Origin of the sequence: Andreprevotia lacus DSM 23236 (genome assembly GCF_900176275.1) — a bacterium.
In the GTDB taxonomy this organism is placed as follows: domain Bacteria; phylum Pseudomonadota; class Gammaproteobacteria; order Burkholderiales; family Chitinibacteraceae; genus Andreprevotia; species Andreprevotia lacus.
Genome location: NZ_FWXD01000006.1, coordinates 50,925 through 71,117, shown reverse-complemented (window position 1 = coordinate 71,117; position 20,193 = coordinate 50,925). Strand labels below are relative to the sequence as shown.

At 60.3% G+C, this 20,193-nt stretch carries 18 protein-coding genes; 17 read left to right on the top strand and 1 reads right to left on the bottom strand.

The features are described 5' to 3' along the window. The first annotated feature begins 32 nt into the window (after positions 1-32). From dnaE to B9A19_RS06350, 9 genes are all read left to right on the top strand, one after another. Positions 33-3,470 (top strand): DNA polymerase III subunit alpha, encoded by a 3,438-nt coding sequence (dnaE, locus tag B9A19_RS06390; protein WP_084089949.1) that lies wholly within the window; start codon positions 33-35, stop codon positions 3,468-3,470. A 469-nt stretch (positions 3,471-3,939) separates the two neighbouring features. Next, entirely contained in the window at positions 3,940-6,207 is a 2,268-nt protein-coding gene (locus B9A19_RS06385) for an NADP-dependent malic enzyme (protein ID WP_084089948.1), read from the top strand. An 85-nt stretch (positions 6,208-6,292) separates the two neighbouring features. After that, positions 6,293-6,547, top strand: coding sequence for a PhaM family polyhydroxyalkanoate granule multifunctional regulatory protein (locus tag B9A19_RS06380; protein ID WP_084090067.1), 255 nt, complete (start codon positions 6,293-6,295; stop codon positions 6,545-6,547). After that, the gene (mltA, locus tag B9A19_RS06375; protein ID WP_245804291.1) at positions 6,544-7,686 is read left to right on the top strand and encodes a murein transglycosylase A; all 1,143 of its coding nucleotides are present in this window, start codon (positions 6,544-6,546) and stop codon (positions 7,684-7,686) included. The genes B9A19_RS06380 and mltA overlap by 4 nt, the downstream gene beginning before the upstream one ends. A 186-nt stretch (positions 7,687-7,872) precedes the next feature. After that, a complete protein-coding gene (gene trpE / locus B9A19_RS06370) occupies positions 7,873-9,339 on the top strand; it encodes an anthranilate synthase component I (protein WP_176216814.1) in 1,467 nt (488 codons plus the stop codon). Between the two features lie 43 nt (positions 9,340-9,382). Continuing rightward, positions 9,383-9,952 carry an aminodeoxychorismate/anthranilate synthase component II gene (locus B9A19_RS06365; RefSeq protein ID WP_084089946.1) on the top strand — a complete coding sequence of 190 codons (570 nt, stop codon included), beginning with the start codon at positions 9,383-9,385 and terminating at the stop codon, positions 9,950-9,952. A gap of 51 nt (positions 9,953-10,003) precedes the next feature. After that, complete coding sequence (trpD, locus tag B9A19_RS06360; RefSeq protein WP_084089945.1) at positions 10,004-11,032, top strand: anthranilate phosphoribosyltransferase; 1,029 nt, start codon at positions 10,004-10,006, stop codon at positions 11,030-11,032. Positions 11,033-11,034: 2 nt separating this feature from the next. Next, positions 11,035-11,850, top strand: coding sequence for an indole-3-glycerol phosphate synthase TrpC (gene trpC, locus B9A19_RS06355; RefSeq protein ID WP_084089944.1), 816 nt, complete (start codon positions 11,035-11,037; stop codon positions 11,848-11,850). 243 nt (positions 11,851-12,093) lie between these two features. Continuing rightward, complete coding sequence (locus tag B9A19_RS06350; RefSeq protein ID WP_084089943.1) at positions 12,094-13,287, top strand: porin; 1,194 nt, start codon at positions 12,094-12,096, stop codon at positions 13,285-13,287. Positions 13,288-13,887: 600 nt separating this feature from the next. Here the strand turns inward: B9A19_RS06350 and plsY are convergent. Beyond that, on the bottom strand, positions 13,888-14,502 hold the full coding sequence (gene plsY, locus B9A19_RS06345; RefSeq protein ID WP_084089942.1) for a glycerol-3-phosphate 1-O-acyltransferase PlsY: 615 nt from the start codon (positions 14,500-14,502) through the stop codon (positions 13,888-13,890). Positions 14,503-14,578: 76 nt separating this feature from the next. Here plsY and B9A19_RS06340 point away from each other — a divergent pair, with 76 nt between their 5' ends. The 8 genes from B9A19_RS06340 to B9A19_RS06305 all read left to right on the top strand — a co-directional run bounded on the left by B9A19_RS06340 (position 14,579) and on the right by B9A19_RS06305 (position 20,187). After that, entirely contained in the window at positions 14,579-14,935 is a 357-nt protein-coding gene (locus tag B9A19_RS06340) for a dihydroneopterin aldolase (RefSeq protein ID WP_084089941.1), read from the top strand. A gap of 78 nt (positions 14,936-15,013) precedes the next feature. Next, positions 15,014-16,018, top strand: a complete 1,005-nt coding sequence (locus B9A19_RS06335; RefSeq protein ID WP_139798688.1) for a Tim44 domain-containing protein — start codon at positions 15,014-15,016, stop codon at positions 16,016-16,018. A gap of 90 nt (positions 16,019-16,108) precedes the next feature. Continuing rightward, the gene (locus tag B9A19_RS06330; protein WP_084089939.1) at positions 16,109-16,504 is read left to right on the top strand and encodes a hypothetical protein; all 396 of its coding nucleotides are present in this window, start codon (positions 16,109-16,111) and stop codon (positions 16,502-16,504) included. Between the two features lie 24 nt (positions 16,505-16,528). After that, a complete protein-coding gene (locus B9A19_RS06325; protein ID WP_084089938.1) occupies positions 16,529-17,197 on the top strand; it encodes a Crp/Fnr family transcriptional regulator in 669 nt (222 codons plus the stop codon). 180 nt (positions 17,198-17,377) lie between these two features. Next, positions 17,378-18,352, top strand: coding sequence for an L-threonylcarbamoyladenylate synthase (locus B9A19_RS06320; RefSeq protein ID WP_084089937.1), 975 nt, complete (start codon positions 17,378-17,380; stop codon positions 18,350-18,352). A 124-nt stretch (positions 18,353-18,476) separates the two neighbouring features. Next, positions 18,477-18,956 (top strand): type IV pilin protein, encoded by a 480-nt coding sequence (locus B9A19_RS06315; protein WP_084089936.1) that lies wholly within the window; start codon positions 18,477-18,479, stop codon positions 18,954-18,956. Between the two features lie 8 nt (positions 18,957-18,964). Further along, entirely contained in the window at positions 18,965-19,534 is a 570-nt protein-coding gene (locus B9A19_RS06310; protein WP_217806999.1) for a prepilin-type N-terminal cleavage/methylation domain-containing protein, read from the top strand. Further along, positions 19,528-20,187: a PilW family protein gene (locus B9A19_RS06305; RefSeq protein WP_084089934.1), complete on the top strand. Its 660-nt coding sequence runs from the start codon at positions 19,528-19,530 to the stop codon at positions 20,185-20,187. Before B9A19_RS06310 ends, B9A19_RS06305 begins: the two co-directional genes overlap by 7 nt. The last annotated feature ends 6 nt before the right edge of the window (positions 20,188-20,193 follow it).

The following is a 20,193-nucleotide window of genomic DNA, read 5'->3' as shown; positions in this document are numbered from 1 at the left end:
GCCACAATGAAATGCGATGGTAAAATGCCGGGATGAAACAGCCTGCCTTTGTACACCTCCGCCTGCATTCCGAATTTTCCGTCTCGGACGGTATCGTCCGGCTGGACGAAGCCGTCAAATATGCCAAGAAACTGGGCATGCCCGCCGTGCCTGCCACCGACCTGATGAATCTGTTCGGCATGGTCAAGCTTTACAAGGCTTGCCGTGGCGCTGGCCTCAAGCCCATCGTCGGCGTCGACGCGTGGATAGAAAATGAAGAAGACCGCGACAAGCCCTACCGCGTGCTGCTGCTGGCCAAGAACCGCAACGGTTATGGCCGGCTATGCGAGCTGCTGACCAGCGGCTATCGCACCAACCAGTACCGCGACCACGCCGAAATTAAAAAGGAATGGATCACCGGCGGCGACAACAGCGGCCTGATCTGTCTGTCCGGCGCCCATATGGGCGAGGCCGGCCATGCGCTGCTCAATGGTAACTACGAGGCGGCACTTGCTGCCACCCGCTGGTGGGCCGGCCAGTTCCCCGGCAACTATTATCTTGAGCTGCAGCGCGCCGGCAAGCCCGAGCACGAAACCTCGGTACAGGGCCATCTTGACCTGGCGTCCGACCTGGACCTGCCGGTAGTGGCCACCCACCCCATCCAGTTCATGTCGCGTGACGACTTCAAGGCGCACGAGGCACGTGTCTGCATTGCCGAAGGCTATGTCGTCAGCGACAAGCGCCGCCTGCGCCAGTTTACCGAGGAGCAATACTTCACCACGCCGGACGAGATGGCGGCGCTGTTCCACGACCTGCCGCAGGCGCTGGAAAACAGCGTGCACATTGCCGAGCGCTGCAATCTGTCGGTTACCTTGGGCAAGAACTATCTGCCCGACTTCCCCACGCCGGACGGCATGACGCTGGATGACTATCTGGTGCACCTCGCCAAGGAAGGGCTGGAGACACGTCTGCAGCAGCTCTATCCGGATGAAGCCAAGCGCAACGCAGAGCGGCCGCGCTATCTGGACCGGCTGAAGTTCGAGACAGACACCATCATCCAGATGGGCTTTCCCGGTTACTTCCTGATCGTGGCGGACTTCATCGTCTGGGCCAAGCACAATGGCTGCCCGGTGGGACCGGGCCGTGGTTCGGGCGCTGGCTCGCTGGTGGCGTACAGCCTCGGCATTACCGACATCGACCCGACCGCGTATGCGCTGCTGTTCGAGCGCTTCCTCAACCCGGAGCGGGTATCCATGCCCGACTTCGACATCGACTTCTGCCAGGACAACCGCTGGCGCGTGATCGAATACGTGCGCGAGAAATACGGCGCCGAGGCGGTCAGCCAGATTGCCACCTTCGGTACCATGGCCGCCAAGGCGGTGGTGCGCGACGTCGGCCGCGTGCTCGACCTGCCGTACATGTTCTGCGATGGCGTCTCCAAGCTGATTCCGGCCGCGCCGGGCAAGCAGTATTCGCTCGACGATGCGGTGGAAATGGTGCCCGAGCTGGCCGAGCGTCTGGAGCGCGAGGACGAGCTGAAAGAGCTGTGGGAGCTGGCCAAGAAGCTGGAGGGCATGACGCGCAACATCGGCATGCATGCCGGCGGCGTACTGATCGCGCCGGGGCAGATCACCGACTTCTGCCCGGTGTATCAAGCCAGCGGCGTGGATGCCAGCCCGGTATCGATGCTGGACAAGGATGACGTCGAACAGATCGGTCTGGTCAAGTTCGACTTCCTCGGCCTGCGCAACCTGACCATTATCGAGCTTGCGCTGCAATACATCGAACAGCAGACCGGCAAGAAGCTCGACCTGATGAGCCTGGGGTTCGAAGACCAGGCTGCCTATCAAGTATTCCGCGACGCCAACACTACTGCGGTATTCCAGGTTGAATCGGACGGCATGAAGCGGCTGCTGGAAAAGCTGCAGCCCGACCGTTTTGAAGACATCATCGCGGTGCTGGCGCTGTATCGCCCCGGCCCGCTGGGTTCGGGCATGGTGGATTCGTTCATCAACCGTAAAAAGGGTATCGAACAGCCCGATTATTTCCACCCCGATCTGGAAGCCTGCCTGGAGCCGACCTACGGCGTCATCGTGTACCAGGAACAGGTGATGCAGATTTCGCAGATCATCGGCGGTTATACGCTGGGTGGCGCGGACATGCTGCGGCGTGCCATGGGCAAGAAAAAACCCGAAGAAATGGCCGAGCACCGGGGCAAAATCGCCGAGGGTGCCAAGGAAAAGGGCTACGATCCGGCACTGGCCGAAATGCTGTTCGACCTGATGGCCAAGTTTGCCGAGTACGGCTTCAACAAGTCGCACACCGCCGCCTATGCCGTGGTTTCTTACCACACTGCCTGGCTGAAGGCGCATTACCCGGCCGCCTTCATGGCCGCCACCATGTCATCGGAACTGGACAACACCGATCAGCTCAAGGTGTTTTACGACGATTGCGTGGAGAAAAACAGCCTCAAGATGCTGGCACCGGATGTCAACGAGGGCTTCTATCGCTTCGTGCCGGTGGGCACGCGTGCAATCCGTTATGCCTTGGGCGCGGTGAAGGGTGTGGGTGAAGGCGCCGTGGACATGATCGTGCGCGAGCGCGAGCTGAACGGGCCGTACCTGGACATCTTCGATTTCTGCCGCCGCACCGACAAGAAGGAAGTGAACAAGCGTGTAATCGAGGCATTGATCCGCGCCGGCGCGTTCGACAGCATCAACGACCACCGCGCACAGCTGCTGGCCAATGTCGAGCAGGCCATGCAACTGGCGGAAACCGAAGCGGCCAACGCCAATCAGGGCTCGCTGTTCGATGTGTTCGAGGCCACGGCCATGCCCAGCATTGCCGAAATTGCCGTACCGCGCTGGGATGACAAGACCAAGCTGGCCGAGGAAAAAACCGCCATCGGCTATTACCTGTCCGGCCACCCCTTCGACGCCAACGCCAAGGGCATCCGCAACTTCATCAAGACGCGGCTGGATCAGTTGCAGCCCAGGAAAGAGCTGCAATACATCGCCGGCATCGTCGGCATGATGCGGGTCAAGAACGGCGAGCGCGGCCGCATGGCCTTCGTGCAGCTGGACGACGGACGCGGCAAGATCGAAGTTACGCTGTACAGCGAAGTGTTCGAGGCCAACCGCCACAAGCTCAAAGACGATGCGCTGCTGGTGATTGCCGGCAAGGTGTCGGAAGACCGCTTCAACGGTGGCGTGCGCGTGATTGCCGACGCGGTGATGGACGTGGCCGAGGCGCGTAGCCAGTTTGCACGTTCACTCACCTTGCAGATGAACGGCAACGCCGATGCGGACAAGCTGCGCGAGATGCTGACCCCGCACAATGGCGGCGTTTGCCCGGTGGAAATTGCCTATCAGCGCGACGGCGCGGCCTGCCAGCTGCAACTGGGGCTGGAGTGGCGGGTGACGCTGGACGAGGACATGATTGCCGGCTTGCGTGGCTGGCTGGGTGATGACGCTGTGAGCGTGCGCTTCTAGGGCCTGCCATTCCTGCCCCCATGGTCTGCAGATCACCAGCATCAAGCACCCGGCCAAGCCGGGTGCTCACTGACCGTTGAGCGCGAAGCAGCGGCCCTCTTTTTCGATTCCACGCCCCCGCCCTCGCCGCCGCGAGGGAGACTCGCTGTGCTCGTTCGTGGCACAGCGCTGTCTTGGCAAAGCGTGCATGCATGGGTATCAAACCGCAGGCTGCTTGCGCTGCCAGATGTACAAAACAGGCCGCTGATGCGGCCTGTTTCATTTTTTGTGCAACGCAGCGAAGAGCGCACTATTATGGTGGCCTGATCGCTGATTTTGCTGACATCGCTTGAAACACCCCATCTAGGCGTTTTTCTCATCGGGCAAATCCCTGACTTGCGCACCCCGAAAGGCGGGTCCAGCATGAAATCAAGGACGCCGCCCAACCCGCCTCGCCCCCCTCTCCGCAATCAAGAGCTATAGCACCGCCATGGACGAAGAACTTAAAAAGAAGGCCCTCGATTACCATCGTTTCCCCCGCCCCGGCAAAATCCAGGTGTCTCCCACCAAGGGGCTGTCCAGCCAGCGCGAGCTGGCCCTCGCCTACTCCCCCGGCGTAGCCTATGCCTGCATGGCCATCGTCGAAGACCCGGCCGAAGCGCGCAACATGACGGCGCGCGGCAATCTGGTTGCTGTCGTCACCAATGGCACCGCCGTGCTGGGCCTGGGCGATATCGGCCCGCTGGCCGGCAAGCCGGTGATGGAAGGCAAAGGCGTACTGTTCAAGAAATTTGCCGGCATCGACGTCTTCGACATCGAGCTGGAACAAAAAGACCCGGACAAGCTGGTCGAAGCCATTGCGGCCATGGAGCCGACCTTCGGCGGCATCAACCTTGAAGACATCAAGGCGCCGGAATGCTTCTATGTCGAAAAGAAGCTGCGCGAGCGGATGAAGATCCCCGTCTTTCACGACGACCAGCACGGCACCGCCATCATCGTTGGCGCCGCTGTCAAGAATGGTCTGCGCCTCATCCACAAGCCCATTGGCGACATTCGCCTGGTGGCCAGCGGCGCCGGCGCGGCAGCCATTGCCTGCCTCGACTTGCTGGTATCGCTGGGCGTGAAGCGTGACAACGTGATCGTCTGCGACTCCAAGGGCGTGATCCATACCGGCCGCACCGGGCTGGACGAAACCAAGCAGCGCTATGCACGAGATACCGAGCACCGCACGCTGCAGGAGGCACTGGCGGGTGCGGATGTGTTCCTCGGTCTGTCCGGCGCCGGCCTCGTGTCGCCCGAGATGGTGCAAAGCATGGCGGCCAAGCCGCTAATCCTGGCGCTGGCCAACCCGGACCCGGAAATCACCCCGCCCGAGGCCAAGGCTGCACGCGCCGATGCCATCGTCTGTACCGGCCGCTCGGACTTCCCGAACCAGGTCAACAACGTGCTGTGCTTCCCCTTCATGTTCCGTGGCGCGCTCGACGTGGGTGCCACCACCATTACCGAAAGCATGAAGCACGCCGCCGTCGACGCCATTGCCGAGCTGGCGCATGCCGAGCAATCGGATGTCGTGGCCGATACCTATGTCGGCCAGCAGCTGACCTTTGGTCCGGATTACCTGATTCCCAAACCATTCGACCCGCGCCTGATCATCAAGATTGCACCGGCCGTGGCCCGTGCGGCCATGGAAGCCGGTGTGGCAACGCGCCCGATCGAGGATTTCGGCGTCTATATCGAGGAACTGACCCAGTTCGTCTACAAGTCCAACCTGTTCATGCGCCCGGTGTTCTCGGCCGCGCGCAAGGCCAAAAAACGCGTGGTGTTCTGCGAGGGCGAGGAATACCGCGTGCTGCACGCCGCACAGGAAGTGGTCGATCTGGGCCTGTGCTTTCCCATCCTGATCGGCCGGCCCAAGGTGATCCAGAACCGCATCGACAAGCTGGGGCTGCGCATCAAGCCCGGCCGCGACTTTGAAATCTGCAACCCGGAAAGCGACCCGCGCTACCGCGAGTACTGGACGCACTACTACAAGCTGATGATGCGCCGTGGCGTATCGGAAGAATTGGCGCGTACCGAGGTGCGCACCAAGATGACGCTGATCGGCGCCATCATGGTCAAGCGTGGCGAGGCCGACGCGCTGATCTGCGGCACCCACGGCCAGTATCACCGCCACCACTGGTATCTGCAGAACGTGCTGGGCGAGCCGGACAAGACCACAGCAGCCATGAATGCACTGCTGCTGCCCACCGGCAACATCTTCATTGCCGATACCTATGTGAATCAGGATCCGAGTGCCGAGCAACTGGCCGAGATCACGCTGATGGCAGCCGATACCGTGCGCAAGTTCGGCATCCAGCCCAAGGTGGCGCTGCTGTCGCACTCCAGTTTTGGCAGCGTGGATAATCCGGCGACGCGCAAGATGCAGGCGGCACTCGCCTTGGTGCGCGCCCACGCTCCAGAGCTGGAAATCGACGGCGAAATGCATGGTGATGCGGCGCTGTCGGCGGAAGTACGGCAACAGGTGTTCCCTGAATCTACCCTCAAGGGCGATGCCAATCTGTTGATCATGCCCAATCTGGATGCGGCCAATATCTCGTTCAACCTGCTGAAGATGACAGCGGGCGACGGGCTGACCATCGGCCCCATTCTGCTGGGCATCAGCGCACCGGCGCATATCCTGACGCCAACAGCATCGGTACGCCGACTGGTGAACATGGCGGCACTGGCAGCCGTGGAGGCAGCGACATTGCAACGCTGAGCACGCGTTTGCCGTGAAAATGGCCGGCATCGCCGGCCATTTTCCTTGTGGCTGCTACAATCAGTACACTATCAGGAGAATCCGCATGGCCGACGCCCCCGATCCGTTCGCTTTCTTTGCCCAGTTCATGAAACCCGGCACTGGCACACCCAACCCCTTCATGCCGCCACTGACCGCCGAGGAAATCGACCGCAAGATCGGCGAGCTGAGAACGGTGGAGCAATGGCTGCAAATGCAGGTAGGCATGCTGCAGATGACGGTGCAGACGCTGGAACTGCAAAAGGCCGGCCTTGCTGCCTTCAAACAAGGGCTGGACCCGAAAGGCAGCAGCAACACGTGAAATACCCCGCATTTCTGGCAGCGGCCCTGCTCGGGCTGGCTGCCTGCACCACCCCGCCGACCATCCCCAAGACCGAAACCACCGGCCCACGCTATACGGAAGCAAGCTGGGCCAGCCTGCCCGCGCTGAACGAGGCCGACTGGCTGGCCGGTTTCAACGCCTGGCGCAAGGGTTGTAGCGTGCTCGGCAAACAGGCCATCTGGGCCAGCGTATGCCGCGATGCTGCGCAAGTGCCGCAACAGGCTCAGGCGGCGCGTGCCTTTCTGCAACAACGGCTGCGCCCGGTTTCGCTGCGCAACCCGGACGGTGGCGATCAGGGCCTGATCACCGGCTATTACGAACCGGTCTACCCCGGCTCGCTGACCCGCACGGCCAATGCCACCATTCCGGTCTACGGCATCCCCAACGACCTGATTACCGTACAGCTCGACAGCCTGTTCCCGGAACTCAAGGGCAAGCGCGTGCGCGGCCGGCTGGTTGGCCAGAAGCTGCTGCCCTACCCGAGCGCGGCCGACATCGCGCAGGATGGCCTGACCGCACCCGTGCTGGCCTGGCTGGAAAGCCCGATGGATCTGCAGTTCCTGCAGATTCAAGGCTCGGGCCGGGTGCGCCTGGCAGATGGCAAGGAAATCCGCCTTGGCTACGCTGACCAGAACGGCCACCCCTACTCGGCCATTGGCAAGTGGTTGATCGCACAGGGTGAACTGACCGCGCCCGATGTCAGCATGCAAAGTATACGTGCGTGGGCGCTGAGCCACCCGGCACGCATGCAGGAGCTGCTGGCCAGCAATCCCAGCTATGTGTTTTTCCGTACCTTGCCTGCCGGCAATGACGGCCCGCCCGGTTCGCTGGGTGTACCGCTTACCGCCGGCTATAGCCTGGCCGTGGATACAAGGCACGTGCCGCCCGGCAGCCCGATGCTGATTGCCACGACCACGCCGGATGGCGCAACTCTTAACCGGCTGGCCGCAGCGCAGGATACCGGCGGTGCCATCACCGGCCAGGTGCGCGCCGACTTTTTCTTCGGCAAGGGCGATGCGGCCGGCGAGCTGGCCGGCAAGATGAAACAGCGCGGCCGTCTGTGGCTGTTGTGGCCGCAGGATGCAGCGTTGCCAAATCCACAGTCTGCGCAAAATTAGCGAAGCTTGGTTGACCTGCATTCAGCAATTCGGCAAGAATAGCTTCAATTCATTCCCAACCCGCATATTCCGAACATCATGGCGTTTCACTCCGCAGAAATCTGGCTCGAATGGCGATGGCGTCGCTGGTAACCCCTACCGGCCTTCCCATACCTTTCGCATTGACCACGTTTTTCTGGAGTCACCATGATTTCGCGCGACGAATTTGCCGCCCTGGCGCAGCAGGGCTATAACCGCATTCCGCTCATTCTCGAGCTGTTTGCCGACCTTGATACCCCCCTCTCGGTTTATCTGAAGCTGGCCAACCGGCCGTATTCCTATCTGCTGGAATCGGTGGTGGGTGGCGAACGCTTCGGCCGTTATTCCTTCATCGGTCTGCCGGCGCGCACCCGCCTCAAGGTGGTCGGCCTGCAGACTGAGGTGATCCACGACGATCAGGTAGTTGAGCGCAGCGATGCCAACCCGCTTGATTTCATCGCCGCCTTCCAGGATCGCTACAAGGCGCCGCCCAATACCGGCCTGCCGCGCTTCCTCGGTGGTCTGGTCGGCTATTTCGGCTACGAAACCATCGGCTATATCGAGAAGAAACTCGCCGGCAGCCACAAGCCGGATCCGATCGGCGCGCCGGACATCCAGTTGCTGCTGTCGGAAGAAATCGTCGTTGTCGACAACCTGTCCGGCAAGCTTTATCTGGTGGTTTACGCCGACCCGAACGTGGACAACGCCTACGGCCAGGCCGAAGAACGGCTGTTTTCGCTGCGCATGAAGCTGCGCGAGCCGGCACCGTTGCCACTGCAAGGCCCGGCCAAGCAACAGAACACGCCGCAATCCGAATTCGGCGAGCAGCCGTTCAAGGATGCCGTACTCAAGGCCAAGGATTACATCCGCGATGGCGACGTGATGCAGGTAGTGCTGTCGCAACGCATGACCATGCCGTTTGCCGAGTCGCCGCTGTCGCTTTATCGTGCGCTGCGCTCGATCAATCCATCGCCGTACATGTTCTTCTATCACTTCGGCGACATGCATATTGTCGGCGCCTCGCCGGAAATCCTGGTGCGGCTGGAAGGTGAAACCGTCACCGTGCGCCCGATTGCCGGCACCCGCCCACGTGGCAAAACGCGCGAGCTGGACGAAGCACTGGCCGCCGAGCTGCTGGCTGACGAGAAGGAAATCGCCGAACACGTAATGCTGATCGACCTCGGCCGCAACGATGCTGGCCGCGTGGCGCAAACTGGCTCGGTCAAGCTGGTGGACCGCATGATCATTGAGCGTTACTCGCACGTGATGCACATCGTTTCCAGCGTGGAAGGCCAGCTCAAGCAAGGCCAGAACGCCATCGACGTACTCAAGGCCACCTTCCCGGCCGGTACGGTTTCGGGCGCACCCAAGGTGCGCGCGATGGAAATTATCGACGAATTCGAGCCGACCAAACGCGGCGTGTATTCCGGCGCGGTGGGCTATCTGGGCTTCAACGGCGACATGGACGTGGCGATTGCGCTGCGGACCGCCGTGATCAAGAACGACACGCTGTATATGCAGGCAGGTGCCGGCATCGTGGCCGATTCCGTACCCGAAAGCGAATGGCAGGAAACGCTGAACAAGGCCCGCGCCGTGCTGCGCGCCGCCGAACTCGTTCAAGCCGGTCTGGACTGAGCGGGCCATTGCCCCGGTTCAAACAGATAAAAGGAATACTGCCATGCTGCTGATGATCGACAACTTCGACTCCTTCACCTACAACCTCGTCCAGTATTTTGGCGAGCTGGGCCAGGATGTCCACGTCTACCGCAACGACGAAATCACCCTCGAACAGATCGAGGCCCTGAAGCCCAAGTATCTGGTCGTTTCGCCCGGCCCGTGTTCGCCGACCGAAGCCGGTATCTCGGTGCCGGCCATTCAGCACTTTGCCGGCAAGCTGCCGATTCTGGGCGTGTGCCTGGGTCACCAGTCCATCGGTCAGGCTTTTGGCGGCAAGATCGTGCACGCGCAGACGCTGATGCACGGCAAGGTGTCGCCGATCGAGCACACCAACAAGGGCGTGTTCAAGGGCCTGCCCTCGCCGTTCACCGTTACCCGCTACCACTCGCTGGCCATCGAACGCGCCAGCTGCCCGGATTGCCTGGAAGTCACCGCCTGGACGGCGGATGGCGAAATCATGGGCGTGCGCCACAAGACACTGCCGATCGAAGGGGTGCAATTCCATCCGGAATCCATTCTGACCGAGCACGGCCACGCGATGCTGGACAACTTCCTTAAAGAATTCGCCTGATATAGATGTAGAAGCGCCGGCCCGCCCGGCGCTTTTGCTTGGAGCTACCGCATGATTACCATCCAGGCCGCACTCAACCGGCTGATCGACAACAACGAACTGTTTTACGACGAAATGCTGCATCTGATGCGGCAGATCATGTCCGGCGAGATGACGCCGGTGCAGATCGGTGCGCTGCTGATGGGCTTGCGCACCAAGGTCGAGAGCGTGTCGGAAATCGCTGCCTCGGCCACGGTGATGCGCGAATTCGCCACCCACGTGCACGTGCAGGACCGCAACCATCTGGTCGATACCTGCGGCACCGGCGGCGATGGCGCACATACCTTCAATATCTCCACCTGCTCGGCCTTTGTGGCGGCGGCGGCGGGCGTCAAGGTGGCCAAACACGGCGGTCGTTCGGTGTCGTCCAGCTCGGGCAGTGCCGATGTGCTGGAAGCACTGGGTGTGTATCTCAATCTGAACGCCGAGCAAGCCGGTGCCTGTATCGACGAAATCGGCCTGGGCTTCATGTTCGCCGTCAATCATCACCCGGCAATGAAATACGTGGCGCCGATCCGCCGCGAACTGGGCGTGCGCACCATTTTCAACATCCTCGGCCCGCTGACCAACCCGGCCAATGCCGAAAACCAGGTGATGGGTGTATTCCATCCCGATCTGGTCGGCATCCAGGCGCGTGTGCTGCGCCAGCTGGGCAGCAAGCATGTGATGATCGTGCACGGCAAGGATGGTCTGGACGAGATCAGCCTGATGGACAAGACGCTGATCGCCGAGCTGAAAGACGGCGAGATCAACGAATACGAGCTGGACCCGCGCGACCTCGGCTTCGAGTTCTGCGATGTGAAGGAACTGCACGCCGGCAGCGCCGAAGAATCCAAGGCCGTCATCGAGGGTGTGCTGGCAGGCGCCCAAGGCCCCTGCCGCGACATCGTGCTGCTGAATGCCGGCGCAGCCATCTATACCGCCAACAAGGCGGTCAGCCTGGAAGACGGCATCAATGCCGCACACGAGGCACTGACCAGCGGCGCGGCACGCGCCAAGCTGGATCAGCTGGTTCGATTCACCCAACAGTTTGCGAAGTAATCATGTCCGACATCCTGAAGAAGATCTGGGCCACCAAGCACGAAGAAGTGGCAGCAGCCCGCAAGGCCATCCCGCTGGCGGAAATCCGCGCCCAAGCCGAGGCCAACCACGACCATCGTGACTTTGTTGGCGCCATCCGCGCCAAACACGCCGCCAAACAGGCGGCGGTCATTGCCGAGATCAAGAAGGCCAGCCCGTCCAAGGGCGTGATCCGTGCCGACTTCAACCCGGCCGAGCACGCTGCGGACTACGCCGCCCACGGCGCAGCCTGCCTGTCCGTGCTCACCGACAAGCAGTATTTCCAGGGCGACGAGCAATACCTGAAGGCCGCCCGTGCTGCCTGCACGCTGCCGGTGCTGCGCAAGGACTTCATGGTCGATGAGTATCAGCTCTTTGAGGCACGCGCCTGGGGGGCAGACTGCATCCTGCTGATCGCCGCCGAGCTGAGCCTGGCCGAAATGAAGGATTTCGAAGCAATCGCACATGCGCTGGGCATGGCCGTGCTGGTGGAAGTACACAACGGCGAAGAGCTGGATGCCGCGCTGGAACTCGCCACCCCGCTGGTGGGCGTGAACAATCGCAACCTGCGTACCTTCGAAGTCTCGCTGGATACGACCTTGGCACTATTACCGCGCATAGGCCCGGGGCGGATTGCGGTAACTGAAAGCGGCGTTCTGACCAGTGAAGATGTTGCATTGATGCAACAAAACGATGTGCATACTTACTTGGTCGGCGAGGCCTTCATGCGCCAAAAAGCACCGGGCAGCGCACTTTCTGCGCTTTTTTCACCAATTTACAGCGTTGCAAATAACAAATAACTTTATTTTTCTAACTTTATATTCCTAAATGGAAATCAGCGGAGACCTGTAATATTTCCGTCACGCCGAATCCTTACACTACCCACCGGTATGTAAACGAATGGTTGCCTTGGCAGGATAGATGGCAACCCGGCAGATTGCCGGTCTGGACACCCCAGCCGGCAGCGCCGGTAGCCCAAGGTTGCCGGCAAACAAAAAATCAGGCGTTACAGCCCCTGATATTCCGACGCTTAGGAGATTTAAATGAAGAAGTTGATCGCCGCTGCAGTTGCAGCCGCTTTCGTTGGCCCGCTGGCATATGCTGACGTAACCATCTACGGTTCGTTCCGTTACTCGCTGGACTTCAACCACTACTCCAACGATGCCGCAGGCAAGACCTACGACAACAAGTTCACCGGCTGGGATCAAAGCACCCGTATCGGCTTCAAGGGCGTGGACAAGTGGGATGACTCCAGCTGGGCAACCATCTGGCAAGTCGAAACCAGCATCGGTGGCAAGAACGCAGCCGGCAACAAGCTGGAAGGCGGCGACGGCGGCACCAACACCGGCTGGGGTACTCGCAATACCTTCATCGGCCTGCAAAGCGCTGACTACGGTACTATCCGCACCGGCAAGTATGACAACGCCTACAAGACCCTGCTGACTTCGAGCAACCTGAGCTCGATCTTCGACAACTTCTCTGATGATGGCGACTTCAAGGGCAAGGGCGCAGTGTTTGCCCAACTGGCCAGCCGCGTAGACAACTCGCTGAGCTATGACAGCCCGGTGTGGAGCGGTTTCCAGGTTCGTGGTACCTACGGTGCTGACGGTGCTGCCGGCTTCGGTCAAGGCGCTGGCGTTTATGGCCTGAGCGGTCTGTACACCAATGGCGGCCTGGTTGCTGGCGTGACCTGGCAACACGCTGAAAAGCGCAAGTTCAGCCAAGTGACTGGCATCAGTGATGCAACTGGCACTACAACCAAGACCACTACCTTCAACCCGACTACACCGGTAACTTCGACCACCACGACTACCAGCAACTTCACGGAAGGCGCTTCGGTAAACGGTTTCGAGGCAGCTCTGGGCTACAAGTTTGACGGTGCGCAGATCGGCTTTGGCTGGGAACACATCGAAGACAAGCAGCCGGCAGTCACCAACAGCTGGAACAACTTCGCCATCGCCGGTAACTACAGCTTCAACCCGAAGCTGCAAGTGCAAGGTGTTTACGCCTGGACCAAGGATTACCTGGGTGTAAGCGGCAACGACGGCCAACAAGCTTCGCTGGGCGTGGTCTACCAGGTCACCAAGCAAACCCGTCTGTACTCGTACCTCGTGTACCTGAACAACAAGGCAGCCAAGGGCTCGAGCGCAACCTTCTCGAACAACTCCGGTTCGCTGAGCGTTGCTGCAGGCCAGAACGCTACCCAACTGTCCGCCGGTATCCGCACCGATTTCTAATCGGCAGCCATTACCTGCATGACATGAAGAACCGGGCGCAAGCCCGGTTTTTCATTATGCCTCGCCACCGTACAAGGCACGAACGAGGCGCCCCTCCACCCAACCGTAAACTCGTCGCCCCGGTCTGGCCCGGCCAGAGGAAACATTGCCGCCACGCATGGTGCTGCCCGCGGTCGGAACACCCTGCAAGGCTTGGTGGGCAAACCCGATTACCGGCCCCTGCCGAGATCAGCGTCAAATACCGGCGCGACAGCAAGGGCAGGCTCGCCGCAACGGCCTGCCAGCACGAGGCCAGGGCCTGTTAACACTTATTTCACGCTTGCGTTCGGGGCAGTTCGGGATGGAGCGCAAGGCGCAGAACGCGCCGCGGTACGGGTACCGCAAGCGGTTTGCAACGCAGCGAACCGCCCGAAATACCCCGAACCCGCGGGCTGGGCCGAAAAGAGGTCATCTACGGCGTTACGCGCCTTGGCAATAACCGGTTATTGCCTGCGTTGCGTGCCTTGTAGCTGACCTCTTTGCGGCCCAGCGCAAGCGCGAAATAAGTGTTAACAGGCCCTACCAAGCGTGGTGCTCAGCCCGGGCTCGCTGGCAAGGCCATCATGCCTTGTCGCCGATCTTGCCTTCCTTGCCAGCCAGCAAGCCGCGTATGTTCTGATGATGGCGCGCAATCAACAAAACCGCGATAACGCACACCGCATACAGATAGACCGATTGCGGCAACAAATACCAGGTCAGCACCGGCGCAGCCAGCGCAGCCAGCAAGGCCGCCAGCGACGATATCTTGAAGCCCTTGGCAAGAATCAGCCAGATCGCCAACAGCGCCAACCCCAGGCGCCAATCCAGTGCCAACAGGATGCCGGCAGCCGTTGCCACGCCCTTGCCACCTTTGAAACGAAAGAACACCGGCCACATGTGGCCCAGCGTCACCGCCAGCGCAGCACCGGCAATGGCGGTGGCATCCAGCGCGAACGCCGCTGCGGCCTGCCTGGCCAGAAACACGGCCAGCCAGCCCTTGAGAGCATCGCCGGCCAGCGTCAATGCCGCAGCCTTGCGGTTGCCGCTGCGCAGCACATTGGTGGCTCCCGGATTGCCGGAACCATAACTGCGCGGATCGTCCAGCCCCATCAGTTTCGAGACGATCACGGCAAACGACAACGAGCCCAGCAGGTACGCCCCGATGAAAACCACTACGTCAGCACTCGTGAACTGCATGGGTGTATCCCGTAAAATGATCAGCCGTGCATTTTAAGGCAAAGCGCCCGCGACGGTATGCGGGTGAACATCAAACATGGACTACATCTATCTCCACGGCGTGCGCGCCAAAACGCTGATCGGCTGGTATGACTGGGAACGCCTGGCACCGCAAGTTGTTGAACTGGACCTGGAAATCGGCCTGCCATCCAGCCGTGCAGCGACTTCGGACAACCTGACCGACACCATCGACTACGACAAGGTGGTCTCCACACTGCGCGCCAGCATGGCCGAGCAGCACTTCCAGCTGCTGGAGGCTTTGGCCGAGCATATCGCGCACATTGTCCTGGACGGTTTCGGTGCGCCCTGGGTCAAGGTTTCGGTCACCAAGCTGGGCATTCTCCACGAGGTCGGCCGGGTCGGGGTGACGATAGAGCGCGGCTCACGCGAATAAATAGCACGCGCGCTCCGGAACTTCTGCGGCAGACGCCCTCCTAATGCGTGGAGCATCTACGCAAGAGGAAGTCCCCGCATGTCCGTTCGTCCGGCCCATACGCGCAGTCGTTTGATGATTGCATTTGTCGCCACCGCCGTTGCCCTGAGCCCGCTCCTTGCCGAAGCGGGCCGCCTGGGCGGTGGCCGCTCTGCCGGCAGCAAGCGCGTAATGACACGCGCCGCGCCCGCCCCGCAACAGGCTGCCCCGCACTACTCGCAACAAGCCAACACGCCACAGCAATACGGGGCACCGCAGCAACCACAGCGCAGCAACACCGGCAAGATACTGGCCGGTGCCGCCGCTGGCGCTGCCGTGGGCGGTGTGGCCGGTTACATGATGGGCAAGGCCGCCAATGAGCAAGCTGCGCCGAATCAGCAAGTCAATACAGCCCCACAACAAACGCCAGCAGGCCGTGAAGATGTGCCACTCAACAATGCAGCAGCTGCACCGGCTACGCCGGCCTCATCCAGCAGCAACTGGCTGAGCTGGCTGCTGATCGGTGGCCTGTTGCTGGCCGGTTTCATGTGGTTCAAACGCCGCCAGCAGTTCCAACCTCGCCTGCAAGGCATGGCAAGCAACGCCGGCAACTGGCAGCAAGCACCCTCGTCGCCCGATCGTGTTTACCGCATGGGCAACACCACGCAGTCTGGTGGCGCGTTGCCAGCGGCCCCGGCACGCCTGGCTGATGGTACAGAGACAGCCGCCTTCTTGCGCCAGGCCCGCGCCAGCTTCCTGCACATGCAGGCCATGAACAGCCCAGAGCAACTGGAGGAGCTGCGCAAATACCTGACACCTGAACTGTTTGCCGAGCTGCAGGGCGATATTGCTGCCAACCGCGATCTGGCCGAGTTCCCGCAGCTGGATGTCGAGCTGACCGATACTGGCTACGACGATGGCAAGCTGTTTGCCAGCGCGCGCTTTTTCGGCCGCGTGAGCGAATCGCTCAATACGCCGGCAACACCGTTCGAGGAATACTGGCACTTCATCAAACCGCGCGCAGAAGACCCGCGCTGGCTGCTGGCAGGCATACAGCAAGCCTGATATCCATCTCACTCATGGCCCGCATGCCTGCGGCGGGCTGTTTTTTCACTTACAATCGAAACATCGACTATTTACATTGGCACCAAGGCCATGAAGCCTATCCGCACGCTGCTCATTCCCTGCCTGCTGCTGATCTCCATCAGCGGCTTGACCGGTTGCGATCAGGTCATGGAGGTGCTCAACAAGCAAAAGGCCAATGGCAAGGCCATTGGCGCCGCCTGCCGGCACAGTGGCCGTGCGCTTGAGGATTGCTACCGGCGCAACCCGCGCATTGCCAAAGCCGACATCTTTGCCGGCTGGAAGGAAATGAACGAATACATGCTGGCCAAGAAGCTCGATGTGGTGCCACCACCACCCGATTTGCCGGCCACAAGCGCGATACCCAAGGCAGCGGCGAACATTGCCGCACCGACAGAAGAAGGCGAAGGCGGCGACACGGCAGAAAAAGATCATGCCTCTGCGCCGGCACACGCCAAAACGGAATGATACTTCACAAAGGACGCACGCTGTATGGATGCACAAGCCACCAAGGCATTCCTGGCCGGGTTACCGGTTTTTGAAGGTTTTTCGCCCGATGACCTTGATGTCGTGATGGAGGCGGCCATTCGCCGCCAACTGCCCAAGGGCGCCTTCCTGTTCCGCGAAAGCGATCCGGGCGAAGCCATGTACCTGCTGCTGGAAGGACGCACCCGCTCGTTTGCCAGTGACAACCAGGGCAAGGAGTTCGTTTTCCTGATCGGCGAACCCGGAGACGTATTCGGCGAGCTGTCGCTGCTCGACGACGAGCCGCGCGGCTGGTCGGTACAGGTGGATGACGACTCCACCTTCCTGATGTTCAACAAGGCGGATTTCCGCACTGCGCTGGATGCCTACCCTGCTCTCAAGGACAAGGTCATCCTCAACCTGGCGCGCATGGTACGCAAACTGTCGCTGACCGTGAAAAACCTGGCCCTGCTCGACGTTTACGGCCGCGTGCGCGCCCTGTTCGAAAGCATCTGCAGCGAGCACGAAGACCACTGGATCATCGCCGAGCCACTCACCCAGCAGGCCATTGCCGACCGCGTGGGCTCCTCGCGCGAAATGATCGCCCGCATCCTCAAGGAGCTGGTGTTTGGCGGCTACGTCAAACTGGAAAACAAGCAGATCATCATTCTGCAGAAGCTGCCGGAACGCTTCTGAGCCACGCATTGATCGGTCAGGCCACACGCATCGGACCTGGCCGATCCCCCAGCCCCACGCCGTCGCACACGCCGCAGCCGCAGACTGTTGGCAATATCACGCCAAGCGGGTGTAAGAATGTCATTCCCGCATGAATTTGTTACCGCTATACTGCTGTTTTGATAGCAGTATTTTTCTGTCATGTCCTCGCCCATCGAACAAGCCCTCGACCTGCTGCGCGCCGGCGAGCTCGTCGGCATCCCCACCGAAACCGTTTACGGCCTTGCTGCCGATGCTGCCAACCCGGCTGCAGTAGCCAGAATATTCGCGCTCAAGGGCCGCCCGGCGGATCACCCGGTCATTATCCACATTGCTGGTGCCGCACAACTGCAGGACTGGGCAAAGGATATCCCCGCTGCAGCGTGGCAACTGGCCGAGGCTTTCTGGCCCGGCCCGCTCACCCTCATCCTGCCACGCCAGCCCCATGTGCCTGATGCCGTTACCGGCGGGCAAGACACGGTAGGCCTGCGCGCACCGTCGCATCCGGTCACTCAGGAATTGCTGCAGCGATTTGGCGGCGGGCTGGCCGCCCCATCTGCCAACCAGTTTGGGCATGTGAGCCCCACCACGGCACAACACGTTGCAGATGAATTTGGCGCACGCCTGAGGCTCGTCCTTGATGGCGGCCCCTGTCTGGTCGGCGTTGAATCCACCATCGTCAGCCTGATCGGCGAGCGCCCCAAACTGCTGCGCCCAGGCGGCGTGCCGCGCGAGGCCATCGAAGCTGTTCTGGGGCAAGAACTGGAACACCACACCAAGGCCAAATCCGCGGGCATCCGCACCTCGGGCCTGCTGGATAGCCACTACGCACCCCGCACACGGCTGATTACCGGCAGCTTTGAACAACTGCTCGCCGAAGCAGCCAGCCGCGAACAAGCTGGCGAGAAAGTGGTATTACTCCACCATCAAAACTGGTCTGACGCCCTGCCCGCTCAGCCCCACCATCAACTCCCCGGCGACCCGGTAGGCTACGCCCGAACGCTGTATGCCACGCTGCGCGAATTCGATACACAAGGGTTTGATACGCTCTTGCTGGAAGCCACACCAGCCCAAGCAGCGTGGCTCGCCGTACAAGACAGGGTCAGCCGTGCAGCGCACGGAAGACTTGAGAACTGAGTTGTACGCAACATGCAACTACCGGCTGTCGGCTCAGTTGACCGCTCTTCAATCAAGCAGCAATTGGTATTGCCACGGCAAACAGGCCAACCTTACCATGCAGGCGTCCAAGGAATAGAACAACATGTTGCCGACATCCCGCCAATCCATTTCCAAAACAGCCGGCTTTACCCTGATCGAGCTACTGATTGCGGGGGTCATCGTTGCAATTTTGGCGCTGGTAGCAATTCCAAGCTATAGCAACTATGTCCGCAAAGGACGCCGTGCCGATGCCGTCACAATGCTGACGCGCGTTCAACAAGCGCAGGCCAAATACAGGGCCAACAATACCAGCTACGCCACCCTCAGTTCACTCAGCAGCGCTGACAATTCAATTGCAGGAACGTCTGACAGTGGCTACTACACGATTGCCGTTTCAGGCTTTGATGGCAGCACATGCAGTGGCAGCGCCAGCGGCAATGCATATTGCGTCACTGCAACTGCCGTATCCAGCAAATCGCAACAAAAAGATACGGGTTGCACCACGCTCAGTCTGGGCATCTTGAATTCCCAGGTCTATCAGATCCCGGTAGCAAGCAGCTCCAGCGCTTGTTGGGCACGGTAATGAGAAACATGACTTTTTCAAACCCGCTTAAAAAGCAGACCGCCTTTACCCTGATCGAGCTGCTTGTCGTTTTGTCGGTTGTTGGTATTTTGGCAGTTATTGCGCTGCCCTCTTTTTCAAAGATGATCGAGCGCTGGCGATTGGTCAGTACAGGAAACAAACTCGCCACGACTTTTGCCAATGCACGCAGTGATGCCATTGCGCAGAATACGCGCGTCTGCATACGTTATATTGCCCCCAATGGCACGCAGTGGGGTATTTGGGCTTATCGGAGCAGCAGTGCGCTGACAGCATGCAGCGGCACTGCGGTGCCAACTGCAACAGCAGTGGTTTCATCAGTAAACAGTGATCAATTGCGCGCCGTTTCATTCAGCAACGCCAGTACGCTGCTCAACAACAGCTTTATTGACCCAACGCGGGGCGTGTGGACAGCTAGCGATTCCAGCGTCACCAACACACTCAGCGTGGATCTGCTTTCTACCAATTACACCGTACGGCTATCCGTATCACCGCTTGGCCGCGCTTCGCTGTGCGTCCCTTCCGGTAGTACGTCCATTTCTGGAGTGTCTGCATGCTGATGCGCAATACCACCCGCGCACGCGGCTTTACCCTGATTGAACTGCTGGTCGCGCTTGCCGTGGGCAGCTTGGTCGTGCTGGCCATTTCCTCATTTTTTCTCAGCTCCTATCGCTCTTTGCTAAGCACGCAGCGCGGCGGGCAACTGAACCGGGACATATCGACGATTGCTCAATTGCTGCAACAGGATGGACGTCGCGCAGGAGTAACGTTGAACTCGCTGGATACATTTGCAAGCAATGTAGATTTAACTGCTGGCTCCGAATGCGTTGCTTACCCATATCGAACAGATGCCCAAGGATGCACTGTTCATTTGTCTGGTTTCAAAATGTCCAGCGGCCGGCTCTTGATGTTGTCCCGCAATGACGCAGTTGCGGGCTGCAACGCCACCAAATATGACTGGGACACCAACAAAGCTAACTTGTGCAACGCCTGCGCAACACCAGGAGGCAGTGGCCCGGCGTGTGCAAACTGGAGCACCTTGATCGACCCGGCTCGCGACAACATGAATGTCAGCTGGTCAATTACACGTCTGAATAGCGTGGATTACAAACAACCCTTTTTGTCCATCACCATGACCGGCACGTCGACTAAAGATACACAAATCAGCCGCACCGCCAGTTTTATTGTGAGCTCGCCCTATGTTCCCTTTTAAGAAAAT

Bases quoted from the DNA above. Each gene is read 5' to 3' on its own strand.
- dnaE (WP_084089949.1), top strand. From the start codon at position 33: ATGAAACAGCCTGCCTTTGTACACCTCCGCCTGCATTCCGAATTTTCC.
- B9A19_RS06385 (WP_084089948.1), top strand. From the start codon at position 3,940: ATGGACGAAGAACTTAAAAAGAAGGCCCTCGATTACCATCGTTTCCCC.
- B9A19_RS06380 (WP_084090067.1), top strand. From the start codon at position 6,293: ATGGCCGACGCCCCCGATCCGTTCGCTTTCTTTGCCCAGTTCATGAAA.
- trpE (WP_176216814.1), top strand. From the start codon at position 7,873: ATGATTTCGCGCGACGAATTTGCCGCCCTGGCGCAGCAGGGCTATAAC.
- B9A19_RS06365 (WP_084089946.1), top strand. From the start codon at position 9,383: ATGCTGCTGATGATCGACAACTTCGACTCCTTCACCTACAACCTCGTC.
- trpD (WP_084089945.1), top strand. From the start codon at position 10,004: ATGATTACCATCCAGGCCGCACTCAACCGGCTGATCGACAACAACGAA.
- trpC (WP_084089944.1), top strand. From the start codon at position 11,035: ATGTCCGACATCCTGAAGAAGATCTGGGCCACCAAGCACGAAGAAGTG.
- B9A19_RS06350 (WP_084089943.1), top strand. From the start codon at position 12,094: ATGAAGAAGTTGATCGCCGCTGCAGTTGCAGCCGCTTTCGTTGGCCCG.
- plsY (WP_084089942.1), bottom strand. From the start codon at position 14,502: ATGCAGTTCACGAGTGCTGACGTAGTGGTTTTCATCGGGGCGTACCTG.
- B9A19_RS06340 (WP_084089941.1), top strand. From the start codon at position 14,579: ATGGACTACATCTATCTCCACGGCGTGCGCGCCAAAACGCTGATCGGC.
- B9A19_RS06335 (WP_139798688.1), top strand. From the start codon at position 15,014: ATGTCCGTTCGTCCGGCCCATACGCGCAGTCGTTTGATGATTGCATTT.
- B9A19_RS06330 (WP_084089939.1), top strand. From the start codon at position 16,109: ATGAAGCCTATCCGCACGCTGCTCATTCCCTGCCTGCTGCTGATCTCC.
- B9A19_RS06325 (WP_084089938.1), top strand. From the start codon at position 16,529: ATGGATGCACAAGCCACCAAGGCATTCCTGGCCGGGTTACCGGTTTTT.
- B9A19_RS06320 (WP_084089937.1), top strand. From the start codon at position 17,378: ATGTCCTCGCCCATCGAACAAGCCCTCGACCTGCTGCGCGCCGGCGAG.
- B9A19_RS06315 (WP_084089936.1), top strand. From the start codon at position 18,477: ATGTTGCCGACATCCCGCCAATCCATTTCCAAAACAGCCGGCTTTACC.
- B9A19_RS06310 (WP_217806999.1), top strand. From the start codon at position 18,965: ATGACTTTTTCAAACCCGCTTAAAAAGCAGACCGCCTTTACCCTGATC.
- B9A19_RS06305 (WP_084089934.1), top strand. From the start codon at position 19,528: ATGCTGATGCGCAATACCACCCGCGCACGCGGCTTTACCCTGATTGAA.